The 12,502-nt window shown below is 58.0% G+C and carries 12 protein-coding genes; 5 read left to right on the forward strand and 7 right to left on the reverse strand.

Translation table 11 applies throughout. The features are described 5' to 3' along the window. Positions 1–19 precede the first annotated feature (19 nt). From GBEM_RS07040 to GBEM_RS07070, 7 genes are all read right to left on the reverse strand, one after another. The gene (locus tag GBEM_RS07040) at positions 20–763 is read right to left on the reverse strand and encodes a DUF4197 domain-containing protein (RefSeq protein ID WP_012529832.1); all 744 of its coding nucleotides are present in this window, start codon (positions 761–763) and stop codon (positions 20–22) included. A gap of 136 nt (positions 764–899) precedes the next feature. After that, entirely contained in the window at positions 900–1,871 is a 972-nt protein-coding gene (cmoB, locus tag GBEM_RS07045) for a tRNA 5-methoxyuridine(34)/uridine 5-oxyacetic acid(34) synthase CmoB (RefSeq protein ID WP_012529833.1), read from the reverse strand. Further along, a complete protein-coding gene (cmoA, locus tag GBEM_RS07050) occupies positions 1,868–2,602 on the reverse strand; it encodes a carboxy-S-adenosyl-L-methionine synthase CmoA (RefSeq protein WP_041263084.1) in 735 nt (244 codons plus the stop codon). Before cmoA ends, cmoB begins: the two co-directional genes overlap by 4 nt. 108 nt (positions 2,603–2,710) lie before the next feature. Beyond that, positions 2,711–3,574: a hypothetical protein gene (locus GBEM_RS07055; RefSeq protein WP_012529835.1), complete on the reverse strand. Its 864-nt coding sequence runs from the start codon at positions 3,572–3,574 to the stop codon at positions 2,711–2,713. 124 nt (positions 3,575–3,698) lie between these two features. Continuing rightward, complete coding sequence (locus tag GBEM_RS07060; RefSeq protein WP_012529836.1) at positions 3,699–3,956, reverse strand: hypothetical protein; 258 nt, start codon at positions 3,954–3,956, stop codon at positions 3,699–3,701. A 254-nt stretch (positions 3,957–4,210) separates the two neighbouring features. Then, positions 4,211–4,879: a hypothetical protein gene (locus GBEM_RS07065; protein ID WP_012529837.1), complete on the reverse strand. Its 669-nt coding sequence runs from the start codon at positions 4,877–4,879 to the stop codon at positions 4,211–4,213. A 29-nt stretch (positions 4,880–4,908) separates the two neighbouring features. After that, positions 4,909–5,778 (reverse strand): transposase, encoded by an 870-nt coding sequence (locus GBEM_RS07070; protein WP_012529838.1) that lies wholly within the window; start codon positions 5,776–5,778, stop codon positions 4,909–4,911. A 372-nt stretch (positions 5,779–6,150) separates the two neighbouring features. On the opposite strand from GBEM_RS07070, the gene GBEM_RS07075 reads away from it, so the two are divergent. From GBEM_RS07075 to GBEM_RS07095, 5 genes are all read left to right on the forward strand, one after another. Then, entirely contained in the window at positions 6,151–6,924 is a 774-nt protein-coding gene (locus GBEM_RS07075) for an IclR family transcriptional regulator (protein WP_012529839.1), read from the forward strand. 71 nt (positions 6,925–6,995) lie between these two features. After that, on the forward strand, positions 6,996–7,844 hold the full coding sequence (locus GBEM_RS07080; protein ID WP_012529840.1) for an AAA family ATPase: 849 nt from the start codon (positions 6,996–6,998) through the stop codon (positions 7,842–7,844). 4 nt (positions 7,845–7,848) lie between these two features. Further along, positions 7,849–9,027: a vWA domain-containing protein gene (locus GBEM_RS07085; protein ID WP_012529841.1), complete on the forward strand. Its 1,179-nt coding sequence runs from the start codon at positions 7,849–7,851 to the stop codon at positions 9,025–9,027. A 22-nt stretch (positions 9,028–9,049) separates the two neighbouring features. Continuing rightward, on the forward strand, positions 9,050–10,183 hold the full coding sequence (locus tag GBEM_RS07090) for a radical SAM protein (protein WP_012529842.1): 1,134 nt from the start codon (positions 9,050–9,052) through the stop codon (positions 10,181–10,183). Positions 10,184–10,316: 133 nt separating this feature from the next. Next, positions 10,317–12,311 (forward strand): sigma 54-interacting transcriptional regulator, encoded by a 1,995-nt coding sequence (locus tag GBEM_RS07095; protein ID WP_012529843.1) that lies wholly within the window; start codon positions 10,317–10,319, stop codon positions 12,309–12,311. Positions 12,312–12,502: the final 191 nt, after the last annotated feature.

A 12,502-nucleotide genomic window follows, 5' to 3' on the forward strand; every position in this document is an offset into this window, starting at 1 on the left:
TGCATCGGCAGAGCCGGAACTATTTCCCGAATACCTTGCGCAGCAGCTCGGTTCCCCTGGCCGCCGGGTCGGTCCGTATCTTCTTTTCCTCTTCGCCCAGCATGGTGAAGAGACCGTCAACTGCTTTCCCGGTGACGTAGTTGTCGAGGTCCAGCGATTCGACTGCGGCCGAACCGAAGGGGACGGCCTGGAGTTTTTTGAGGAGCTGCCTGTAGCTATTGGCGGCGCCGACATCCTGCATGCTGGAGGTCACCACCGGTTTGAAGGCGGTAAAGATCTTGTCGCCGGTCTTGCCCCGGAAGTACTCTGTGGCGGCGGTATCGCCGCCGTTCAGGATCTTGCGGGCATCGTCGAAAGTCATCTGCTTCAGGGCCGAAACGAAGTAGTCGGTGGCCATGGGTGCCGCTTTCTCTGCAGCGCGGTTCATCCGCAGCTCGAAATCGTCCACCTGCGGTTGAAATCCGAACTTGCCCAAGAGGTTCGTGGCGGTGCGAAGCTTCTCGGGGACGAGAATCTTGATTGCCTCGTTGCGGAAGTAGCCGTCGCGCTGAGAGGCGGACTTGACCGCCCTGGTGGTGCCGGTGGCGAGCGCCTCCTTAAGTCCCTTGACGATGGTGGAATCGTCCAAGTTGCTCCCAGTGCCGCGGAATTTCTCGAGCCCCTGCGTCAGGGTATCCATGAAGCCGGCAAAACCGGATGCCGGGAGGGCAACGATGGCAACGAGGGCTAAAACTGCGAAGAGTGCACAAAACTTACGGTTCATGACGCGCCTCCGATTAGGAATTTGCGGTTACCTCTTTAATCTTCTCCCGAAGTATAACCCGATTCTCCCCGACAAACAAAACTGAGGTGGACAAGCTCTGCCCCCGGGCACTGTCGGCTGTTTCATGGCCCGGTTGCTACGGCTTCGTCGCCGTAAAGATCGCCCTTAGCGGCGCGGGGTGCCCTTCAATCGTCTTCTGTGCATCGTCCGGATCAAGAAAATCGGCCAGCGATTCAAAGCGCATCCACTCGGTGGAGCGCTGCTCTTCGCGGCTGGTACGGTTGGTGTCGACGCAGGCAATGTCGGTGAACCCGCAGCGCTCAAGCCACAAGGTCATCGCCGCAATGGACGGTATGAACCAGACGTTGCGCATCTTGGCGTAACGTCCCGGCGGCATGAAGATGGTCTCCCGATCCCCTTCCACAATCAGCGTCTCCAGAATCAATTCCCCACCCGGGCGCAGACACCCTTTCAGCTCGAAAAGATGGTCCAGCGGGGAGCGGCGATGGTAAAGGACGCCCATGGAGAAGACGCTGTCGAAGCAGGCGAGGTTAGGGGGGACCTCCTCGATGCCGATGGGGATGACATGATGCTGCGGATCGCAAAGGTAGCGTTGCATCACCTGGAACTGCTGCACCGAAAGCAGGAAGGGCTCGATGCCGAGGACGAACTCGGCGCCGGCGCCGCGCATGCGCCAGCCGTGATAGCCGTTGCCGCAGCCGACGTCGATGACTCTGCGTCCCGCCAGCGGTTGAATGTGCGGCAGCAGCCGCTCCCATTTCCAGTCGGAGCGCCACTCGGTATCGATCTCGATGCCGAAGAAATTGTAGGGGCCTTTGCGCCAGGGGTGAAAGGCCTGGAGGTGCGCCATCAGCTCTTCGCGGTCGACTTGGCCGAGGTCGTCGCTGCTGCCGATGGTGACGGTATCCAGCAGCTCGATTCTGGACGGGCTTATTTCCGGCAGCGATTGCATGGCGCTTTGCCAGCCGGCCATCTTGGCGGTACTTTCGAGGGCCAGTTTATCCGGCAGGGTCGCTTGCAGCTGCTCTGCCCAGCGTTCCTGACCCATGGCGGCTAGCTGGCGATAGAGGGCGTCGTAGTTGCTCATTTAAATGCGACCATGGAGGCGAAGTTGAAGCACTGGAACCAAAGCTCGGAGGAGGAGAAGCCAGCCTGCAGCAGCCGCTCCTGGTGGCAGGCGACGGTCTCCGGGATCATCACGTTTTCCAGCGCCGACCGCTTTTGGCTGATCTCCATATCGCTGTAACCGTTGGCCCGTTTGAAGTCGTGATGCATTTCTACGTGAAAGTGCTGCCGCGCCGGCTCGCTGAAAGCTATCTTTTCGGAGAGGATGAGGATGCCGCCCGGCCTGAGCCCGGCATGGATCCGCTTGATCAGGGCCAGACGTTGCTCCGGGGGAATGAACTGCAGGGTGAAGTTTAGGACGACGACCGAGGCGTTCTCGATGACGACGTCCTGGATATTGGCACAGATCAGCGCCACCGGGACGGTCGGCTGGGAATCGCGTGCCAGGAGTTCACGGCCGCGCTCGATCATGGCCGGGGAGTTGTCGACGGCGATTATGTCGCAGTTGGGCTGGCTGATTCGCTGGCGCATGGAGAGGGTAGCGGCCCCGAGGGAGCAGCCGAGATCGTAGCAGTGACTTCCGGCCTGGGCGTACTTGGCGGCGAGGATGCCGATGTTGGATATGATCATCCCGTAACCGGGGACCGAGCGTTGTATCATGTCGGGAAAGACTGCGACTACGCGTTCATCGAATTTAAAATCGATCATTTCCTGCAGAGGCGCAGCAAAGATATCGTCGGTTTTTCTGGTCACCTTCTTCTTGTCCTTTTTCGAGCTGGGGTGTTGGGCAAAAAAAGAAAGTCGAAGATTAACTGGTTTGCCGCGGAACATCAACCCCTTGTTATGCAGTATGGCTTTATCTTACTCCCGCCTTAGCTTGAACAGCTTCAGCTCCGCCCCTCCCTCCCATTGCGGCAGCCTCGGCATCGGCCCCTCGATCCTCACCAGGGGCGGCTCATGGTCGGCCAGTTCGTTGATCTTTCCCCACAGCGTAACGTCCCCCCAGAACTGCGGCGGTTCATCGTGCGCGGAGACGTATTTGAACACCTCCACTGGGGTGCCGCAACCTGCTTCTAATGCCTCCAACGCCAGTTGCTGAAGTAGACTGAGTCCCGTCGCCGGGTCCGGCAGTTCCTTCAGCCATCTACTTGCCGCAGCGGGAACCCAGGGGAGCGGCGCATTTGCACTCGCCGCAAGCGCCTCCAGTTCGACTCGATCCTGAAGCGTAAAAGCCCGGTCCACCCGCTCCGCAAAAAGGAACTGCTCCGCCGTCACCGGATTTCGCCGGTCAAAGAACGATGCAAGCTGCTCGTGAGAGAGCTGTCCCAGGCCGTGGAACGGCTCGATACCGGGAAAGGCATCGACGCAGATAAGGGACGCTTCCTCAACTCGAAGATGCTTCAGGCAGGCGAGGATGTGGCAAAGCATCGACTGATCGAAGAGACAGGCGTCGAGCCAGAGGATGATGTTGTATTCGGCCGCGCCTTCCAATTTGCCGTACTGGGTCTTCAAGGTTTCGAGCACATACTCCCTGCTCAACCCTCCGCCGGTGAACTGCTCGATGAATCGGGCGCGGATCTGCAGCCCGGCGTCGTCCGGCCATCCCGGCTCGCGTGGACCGTCATAGAGGATGTCGTGCCAGACGAAGACCTCACCGGGGAGGCCGCTTTTGGCAAGAGCGGCCCCCGCGATGTCTCCGCTTGTTAGGTGCAGAAGTGGTTTCATTTCAATCTCCTTGCAGGTTGCAGCGTAGCGGTCGCCTTTAAGAAAGGCTGCTTGAGGTGAGTGATGGGCAGTTTATAAATAAAGTCACCCTAATGATCAAGCTGGATTCCGTGCGCAAGATCCTTCATCCGTTGCAGATATGCATTAACACTGAACTCTCTTTCCAAAATGAAAACAAAGCCTGTACTGGCTGCATACGAACATTATGAATCAAGGAGGCAACACCAAAAATGAGGGAGGTCTTCTGCTTACGTTTTTGCCGTTTGGAGATGGCATCCGCAATCACCGCCTTGGCCTTAACTTTCGCATCCGCTGGAACGTCGGAAGGTGCACCATTTCCTTCACACTGCACGGATAAGGAGACAATCGTTTTTTCCTGCAAAGTTCTGTCCTCAAAAAAATACATTTCTCTATGTGGATCTAAGTCAGTACGCGCACCAGATGCATACTTGGTTTACCGTTTTGGAGCTTAAGTCAAAAGGACTTCGTCTATCCGGGTTTTGGCTGTACCTTAGGTATAGGGAGGGACGCGGGCGGAGAGGAGGGACGACATACTCAGCTGACAGACCAGCGTTATTCATCACGTTTTATGAGCAGCCTCCTCAAGAGGCGAGGGGACCAGCTTAGAGATATCAGTCACAAGATATTTACTGCTCTTGCCGCCAGCAAAGCGATGATAAGCAGGGAAATGATGGACTGTAGCATCATCAAGACTTTTGCCCAGCGCGACAGGACAGGGACGTCTGTTGGGGAGAATGCGGTTGAGGTGTTAAACGCCAGGAAAAGGTAATCAATGTAGTTGGGTGACCACTCTTGGAGGCCGGCGGGATGTCTGCGCTCTGGCGGCAATGTCATCTGTGGAAACAAGAATGCTCCATGAATATGATCTCCCCGCTGGGCCCTTTTATGCGGACCGCCGGCATCAAGTCTCCAGTACCAGGAGGCGAAAACGAGGATATTGGACAGCCACAGCGCAGCCGCGGATTGCAGTAACTCCTGCGGCTTTTCCAGATGTAAAGGCAGGGCTCTGATCAGCAAGGCCAGCGAGACCATCAACGCGATTGTTACCACGCTGTTCAGTACATATCCCAGCAACTGATTTACAGTGTGAGCGGCTTGGTAATAGGTGATGACAACAGGCACAATAAGCAAGGAAACGATAGTCAGAAGGAGCCAGCGTGAGCCGCCAATCAACATTGAGGAAGGCAAAGCGGCGTACAGGCCACCAAGAGCAAGAAACGCGAACAGTGCAGGCCAGCGGGAATGCACACTTTTCGCCAAGGCGTTGGATTTCTGGTTTGACATGGTTAAGCTACCTCGCACCTAGCCTGGGGTCAGGTCTTGCTTCTTGATGTTTCCCCGTTGTTCTTGGCTAAAATTCGACTAATTGTGGCGTAGTGCAGTCTGAGATGATCTGCAACTTCTTTTTGAGCATATCCGTGAGCCTGCACCGCTTCAATGATCACATCATTCCGGTGCTGCTTGTTGTTCAATTCGAGGAATAAATCCTGGAGCGATGGACGAGATAGGAATCGTTGACTGCGAGGGATCTCTCTCAATTCTTCAGCTCCCTTTGCCACTTCACTAAATTTATCAATGAAGGCCTCATCTCCAAGCAGGATCTGGCATCTTAGGTCCTCCCATAGAGATGGAGCTTCTATTCCATCTTTCACAAACTTTTTATATTCCCTGATCGCGAGTTGACGAGTTCCGCCGAACTGCTGAAGGACCCATTCTACAGTAAGGCAAGCAGCGGGAGTAGCCAAGCCACATGTTCCTCGATAACTGCTCCACTGCCATTGCTGTGGAGTAGTTATCATCTTTGCTCTTATGGGGTTTAACACGACATAGCGACATGCCTCCAGGAGATGACTTTCCTTCTCGATCAACACCGCCTTGTATCGACCCTGGAAAAGGTGCCCAACGCGGTCGTGGTTCCAGTTGAACTTCTGGGTGTATGCGCCGTTAAGCTGTCGCATTCCTCTGCTAAGCGTGCTGTCAAGGGTCTCAATAACGAGGTGGTAATGGTTATTCATGAGGCAGTAGGCATGACAAACCCAATTGAACAGGTTGCAGCACTTTGCAAGGATACCTAGAAACACTGTGCGGTCTTTGTCGACCTGGAATACGTCTTTGCGCTCGTTGCCTCGCGAAGTTACGTGATACAGTGCTCCGTCAAATTCAATGCGTAGGGGACGAGCCATGACAAGGGCCTCTTAGAACTGGGATAGTTCTTTCCGCCTAAGTAAGCCACCAAAACATCAAGAAGCAAGACCTGACCCCCAGGCTGTGCTCGATCAAGCTTATTTTCCGCTGGGTGCGCATTTGCCTCCAGCTCGCAATGCTCAATGATATCTAGTACATCGCCTTCTCAAACCCGTAATCCTGGGAGGCTGTCGAAGCAGCCTTTGGCACTTCTCCAGCGGCTACTACATCAGGGGACGAAGAAGGGAGATTCGAGCCTTTAACTTATCTAGATTTGACATGGTGTTTTATTTATGGTAATTGGGTACTCCAATACTATTATGGGGCGCAGGAAGCTGCCAGCCCGGGAGGAAGCCCAGAGGAAGCGGATCATGAAAACCGGTAAGAAAAACACGAACTACAACCGAAGCGTCTGCCGCGCGCTGGACGTTCTGGAGCAGTTCCTCCTGGAGGACCACGAGATCGGTCTGACGGAGCTGAGCCGGCGCCTCAAGCTGCCTAAGAACAACATCTTCCGTTTGCTGGCGACACTGCAGCTGCGCAACTACGTCTCCAAGGACCCGGTGACGGAGCGGTATCAACTGGGGTTCATGACGGTGGAACTGGCCCAGAAGGCCCTCCAGCAGCGGGGACTGGGAGGAGCACGGACGGTCATGGAGCGGTTGGTGCGCGCGTGCAACGAGACCACCTGCGTCTCGATCATGTCTGACTACAGCGTGATAAATCTCGACTCGGTCGAGTGTGACCACAACCTGCGGGTCATGCCCGCCCTTGGCGTGCAGCTTCCCGCCTACTGCACCGCGCCGGGAAAGTCATTAATGGCGCATTTTGCCGATGAGGCGATCGCCAAGTACACCTCGAACAACAAGTTCGAAAAGCACACGCCGCACACCATCACCGATGCGGAGAGCTGGAAGGACCAACTGCGGGAAATTGCCCGGCAGGGGTACGCAGTGGAGTCGGAGGAATTGAACCTGGGAGTGACCAGCGTCGGCGCCCCCATCCGCGACTACACCTCGCGCGTCATCGGAGCGGTGAGCATGCTCGGCCCCTCGCAGCGCTTTCATCGCGAGCGGATAGAGCAGGAGCTTGTGCCGCTTTTGAAACGGGGGGCAGCGGATATCTCCGCCGCGCTCGGCTATTGAAGCGATGCGGGGCTAGGGCGGATAGGGCGGATAGGGCGGATAACGGGAATAAATTACAGGGGATGAGCGACATGAAATTCAACGGAACCGAATCCTACATCGCCACGGACGATTTGAAGCTTGCGGTCAACTCGGCCATGGTGCTGGGGCGCCCGCTGCTGGTGAAGGGGGAGCCGGGTACCGGCAAGACCATGCTGGCGGAGGAGGTGGCGCGGGCTTTAGACAAGCCGCTCTTCCAGTGGCACATCAAGTCGAGCACGAAGGCCCAGCAGGGGCTCTACGAGTACGACGCGGTCTCGCGCCTGCGCGACTCGCAGCTGGGGGACGCGCGGGTGCACGAGATCGGGAACTACATCGTGAAGGGGAAGCTTTGGGAGGCATTCGAGTCGGAACGGCAGGCGGTGCTTCTCATCGACGAGGTGGATAAGGCGGATATCGAATTCCCCAACGACCTGTTGCGCGAGCTGGACCGGATGGAGTTCTACGTCTACGAGACCAAGGAGCTGGTGCAGGCGAAGCATCGTCCGGCGATCATCATCACCAGCAACAACGAGAAGGAACTCCCTGACGCGTTTTTGCGCCGCTGCTTTTTCCATTACATCCGCTTCCCGGACCGGGAGACGCTGGAGAGCATCGTTTCGGTGCATTATCCAGGCCTGAACCGGGCTCTGGTGAAGGAGGCCCTGGAGGTGTTCCTCGGGGTGAGGGAGATGCCGGGGCTGAAGAAGAAGCCCTCGACCTCGGAGCTCCTCGACTGGCTGAAGATACTGGTCGCGGAAGGTGTTTCGCCGCAGTCGCTGCAGAAAGCGGGAAAGGAAAGGGAGATCCCGCCCTTGCACGGGGCGCTTCTCAAAAACGAGCAGGACCTGCAGCTCTTCCAGGGGCAGCCCCGGCGCTCGGGTCTCGGCTTCAGGACCTGAGGCGATGCTGATCGACTTCTTCCTGGGGCTCAAGCGCGCCGGCGTGCCGGTGACGCTGAACGAGTTCCTGACCCTCCTGGAGGCGCTCAAAAAGCGGCTCGCCTTCGGCAGCGCGGAGGAGTTCTACTATCTGGCGCGCCTGATCCTGGTGAAGAGCGAGGCCCACTACGACAAGTTCGACCGGGTCTTCATGGAGTTCTTCGCGGGGGCGACGCTCGGCGGTGACGAACTATTCGCGGAGATCCCCGAGGAGTGGCTCAGAAAGATCAAGGAGAAGTTTCTCTCCGAGGAGGAAAAGCGGCAGATCCAGGCGTTGGGGGGGCTGGACAAGCTCCTGGAGACCTTGAGGCAAAGGCTTGCCGAGCAGAAGGAGCGGCACCAGGGGGGGAGCAAGTGGGTCGGCACCGGCGGCACCTCTCCCTTCGGCGCCTACGGCTACAACCCGGAGGGGATACGGATCGGCCAGGCGGAGTCGCGGCACCGTCGGGCGGTCAAGGTGTGGGACAAGCGGGAGTTTAGAAACCTCGACGGGGGGGTGGAGCTTGGGACCCGCAACATGAAGATGGCTCTGCGCCGGGTGCGCGATTTCGCCCGCGAAGGGGCCAGGGAGGAGCTGGATCTCCCGGGGACCATCCGCGCCACCGCCAACAACGCCGGCTATCTCGACCTGCGCATGGTCCCAGAACGGCACAACAAGGTGAAGGTGCTATTGCTTTTGGACGTGGGAGGCTCGATGGACCCCCACGTGGAGCTGTGCGAGCAGCTCTTCTGTGCGACCCGCAGCGAGTTCAAGCACCTGGAGCATTACTATTTCCACAACTGCGTCTACGAGAAGGTGTGGCGCGACAACCTGCGCCGCCGTCAGCACCACCTCCCCACCTTCGACCTGATCCACCAGTTCGGCCCGGACTGGAAGCTGATTTTCGTAGGCGACGCGACCATGGGCCCTTACGAGATCGAGTGGCCCGGCGGGAGCGTGGAGCACGACAACGACGAGCCGGGTTCTACCTGGCTTACAAGGCTTTTGACCCAGTACCCGCGCGCCGTCTGGCTGAACCCGGCGCCGCAGCAGGAGTGGGAATCGACCCGGTCGGTGCGCCTCATCCGGCAGCTGATGGGAGAGCGCATGTTTCCCCTGACCCTAGACGGGGTAGGGGAGGCGGTCGAGTTGTTGAACAGGTAAACGCCACCTTAAGGAGTTTCCCATGCCGCCATACGCCGGATTTGAACAGGGCCCGATCCGCCCACCCAGCGAAGCAGACAGCCTCCTGATCCGGGTGAACCGGAACTGCCCCTGGAACCGCTGCACCTTCTGCTCCATCTACAAGAAACAGAAATTCTCCATCCGTCCGGTTGAGGACGTCATCCGCGACATCGACACCATTTACCATTTGATCACAAACATTGCTCAAGGCGTGCCGCCGCAGAACCTGCGGGGAGACCATCAGGGGGTGCTGGCGGCTTGGAGCTGGTACTGCTCCGGGATGCAATCGGTCTTCCTGCAGGATGCCGACTGCTTCACCTACCGTCCCGAAAACCTGGCGCGGATTCTCAACCACCTTAAGGAGAGGTTCCCCGGGGTGAAGAGGATCACCTGCTATGCCCGCTCCGAGAGCCTCGCCCGTACCCCGGACGCAGCCCTGAGGGAGTTGGCCGCGGCGGGGCTGAACCGGATCCACGTGGGGATGGAGACCGGTTCGGAAGCGCTGCTAAGGCTTGTGCGCAAGGGGGTGGACAAGGAGGGGCAGGTTCAAGCCGGGCTCAAGGTGAAGGGGGCGGGGATCGAGCTCTCCGAATATTTCCTCGCGGGGCTGGGCGGCACTGAGCTTTCCCGGGAGCACGCCGAGGAGAGCGCAGACGTCATCAACCGGATCAATCCCGACTTCATCCGCTTCAGGAACCTGCACATCCGGGAAGGGATCGACCTCTTCCCGGGAAGCCCGGACAAGAGCTTCCGCTTCGCGTCGGACGCGGTTTTGGCCCGGGAGATCGGCACCTTCCTGGAAAACCTCGACGGTATCGCCAGCGCGGTGAGAAGCGACCATGCCTTCAACCTGTTTCAGGAGATAAACGGCGCTTTGCCCTCAGGCAAGGAGCGCCTGGTCGCGGTCCCAAGGAGGTTTCTGGAGCTGGAGCCGGAAGAGCGGATGCTGTTCCAGGTGGGGAAGAGGACGGGGCATCTGCAGCGTCTGGACGATCTGAAGCGCCCGGAGCAGGTCGAGCCGGTGCGTAAGATCTGCAGGCAATCGGGAATCACGGCCGCCAACGTCGATGAGCGGATGCACGAGTTGATGCACGAGTTGATGCAGGACAGGCTGCGAAGGGGCATCTACGGGTAGCTTGGGCGAAGTTCGTTGCGATGCGCTTGCCGCTCCGGATTCCCTTAATGTTCCTGTCGTTCGTTGATGCATATTTTAAAACGATGTGCTATTATCCTGTACACATTTTTATTTTAATGAATACGGTGACGCCATGGCCTTGTCGAGCGATCCTGCTGCGGAGTTTTTCCTAGGTAAATTCAGCAATTTGGAACAGCTGTTCGGTCAGGCCCAGTTCGGTGTCTCCATCATAGACTGCGACCTGCGCTACATCTACGTCAACGACCGGATGGCGTCGATCAACGGCGTGCCCCCAAAAGAGCATCTGGGGAAGACCGTAAGGGAGGTCGACCGCTTCGTCGCTCTGGTGGTGGAGCCGTTGCTGAACCGGACCATCCATGAGGATCATTCCTTCGTGGACCTTGAGATACGGCTGTCGAAACCGGGCGACCCTCAGGAGAAATCCTGGTTGATCTGCTCTTATCCCCTCAAGGAAAGCGACGGTTCCGTGACCCGCTGCGGCCTGGTGGTTCAGGATATAACCGAGCAGAAGCTAAGGCAGAGCCTGCAGACAGAGCGGCTGCAGGTTGAGGCCTTCCTCTCAAACCTCTCTTCCGCCTTCATCAACGTGCCGGTGAGCGAGGTGGATCGAAAGATAGAAAAGGCATTGCAAAAGGTCGTCAACTTCCTCGGTTTCGAAAGAAGCAGCATCTGGCACTTCACCCCTGATCGCAGTAGTTTGCGCATCACTCATTCCTACGCGCTCCCCGGCGTCAAGCCACCCCCCACAGAATTGATGAACCTGATCCCGATATGGATCGAGATGATCCAGCTTGGGGAGAGCTTCCGCGTCTCCGACGTTGAGGAGCTGTCGGACAAGTTTTGGAGGGAAAAACAATACTGCAAGGACCAGGGCGGCATCAAGTCCATCATGTTCATTCCCGCCAGTGTCGGCGGCACCATAGTCGGCGCCATCACCTTCGTTTCCTACAGCGTCAAGAAAGAGTGGCCCGACGAGCTGACTCAGAGGCTCCGCCTTTTATGGGAAGTTTTCGCCAACGCCCTCGAGCGTAAGAGGGCCGATCAGAAAATCCAGAACGCCCTGGCGGAAATACGACAGCTGAAAGACCGCCTGGAGGCGGAAAACGTCTATCTGCGCGACCAGATCGACGTGGAATATAAGCACGAGGAGATCATCGGCAAATCGGAGGCGATAAGAAACGTGCTGCAGCAGATACAGCAGGTGGCGCCAACCGATTCCACTGTGCTCATCCTGGGCGAAACCGGCACCGGCAAGGAACTGATAGCGAGGGCGATCCACAACGCCGGCCAGCGCAAGGCACGCGCCATGATCAAGGTGAACTGCGCCGCATTGCCGGCAGCCCTCATCGAGGCGGAGCTGTTCGGTCACGAAAAAGGGGCCTATACCGGAGCCGTATCCTCCCAGATCGGGCGCTTCGAGGCGGCTAACGGATCGACCATCTTCCTGGACGAGATAGGGGAGCTCCCCCTGGAGCTGCAGTCGAAGCTGCTGCGGGTCATCCAGGAAGGGCAATTCGAGCGCCTGGGAAATTCGAAGCCGGTCAAGGCGGATGTGAGGGTGATCGCCGCGACCAACGTGAGCCTGAAGCAGGCAGTGAAGGAAGGAAAATTCCGGGAGGACCTATATTACAGGCTCAACGTCTTCCCTATTTTCGTCCCCCCGCTGCGCGACCGGCAGGAGGACATACCGCTGTTGGTATGGGCGATGGTGGAGGAGTTCTCCAAGGTTTTCGGCAAGACCATCGAGCGCATTCCCAGGAAAAACATGGAGATCATGGAGCGCTACTTGTGGCCGGGAAACATAAGGGAGCTGAGAAACCTGGTGGAACGGGCCATGATCCTCAGTAACGGCGGCACCCTGGTGGTGGACATTCTGGATGGATCCGCCGCGGCCGCAAACGAGCCGATGACGATGGAGGCCGCGGAAAGAAAGCATATAGGCTTCATACTGGAAAAGACGGGGTGGCGCATCCGCGGCAAGGGTGGCGCGGCCGAAATTCTCGACATGAAACCCACCACGCTGCATTCCCGGATCAAGAAACTCGGCGTCAAAAGGAAGAACGGAACGCTCGAACCGCCCCCCGCTGCAGAGAAACCAACTTCCTGATCCCTGTCTCACCCACCTGGTCCGCAGCGTAAAGGTGGCACCTGCCCCCACCCCCTGACCCCCTCCCGCAAGGGGAGGGGGGAATAAGCTCCTTCACCCCCGACGAAATATCGCCTCCTGTACGAAATATCGTCTCTCCCCTCTTGGCTGCATCAGACCCCGGTAATCCTCCCCTTTTCACGCCGCTTCTC

This window comes from Citrifermentans bemidjiense Bem (genome assembly GCF_000020725.1).
Taxonomy (GTDB): Bacteria; Desulfobacterota; Desulfuromonadia; order Geobacterales; family Geobacteraceae; genus Geomonas; species Geomonas bemidjiensis.

Excerpts from the sequence above, each read along its gene's own strand:
- GBEM_RS07090 (WP_012529842.1), top strand. The coding sequence starts at position 9,050 with ATGCCGCCATACGCCGGATTTGAACAGGGCCCGATCCGCCCACCCAGC.
- GBEM_RS07095 (WP_012529843.1), top strand. The coding sequence starts at position 10,317 with ATGGCCTTGTCGAGCGATCCTGCTGCGGAGTTTTTCCTAGGTAAATTC.
- GBEM_RS07065 (WP_012529837.1), bottom strand. The coding sequence starts at position 4,879 with ATGTCAAACCAGAAATCCAACGCCTTGGCGAAAAGTGTGCATTCCCGC.
- GBEM_RS07040 (WP_012529832.1), bottom strand. The coding sequence starts at position 763 with ATGAACCGTAAGTTTTGTGCACTCTTCGCAGTTTTAGCCCTCGTTGCC.
- GBEM_RS07080 (WP_012529840.1), top strand. The coding sequence starts at position 6,996 with ATGAAATTCAACGGAACCGAATCCTACATCGCCACGGACGATTTGAAG.
- GBEM_RS07070 (WP_012529838.1), bottom strand. The coding sequence starts at position 5,778 with ATGGCTCGTCCCCTACGCATTGAATTTGACGGAGCACTGTATCACGTA.
- GBEM_RS07085 (WP_012529841.1), top strand. The coding sequence starts at position 7,849 with ATGCTGATCGACTTCTTCCTGGGGCTCAAGCGCGCCGGCGTGCCGGTG.
- GBEM_RS07075 (WP_012529839.1), top strand. The coding sequence starts at position 6,151 with ATGAAAACCGGTAAGAAAAACACGAACTACAACCGAAGCGTCTGCCGC.
- GBEM_RS07055 (WP_012529835.1), bottom strand. The coding sequence starts at position 3,574 with ATGAAACCACTTCTGCACCTAACAAGCGGAGACATCGCGGGGGCCGCT.
- cmoB (WP_012529833.1), bottom strand. The coding sequence starts at position 1,871 with ATGAGCAACTACGACGCCCTCTATCGCCAGCTAGCCGCCATGGGTCAG.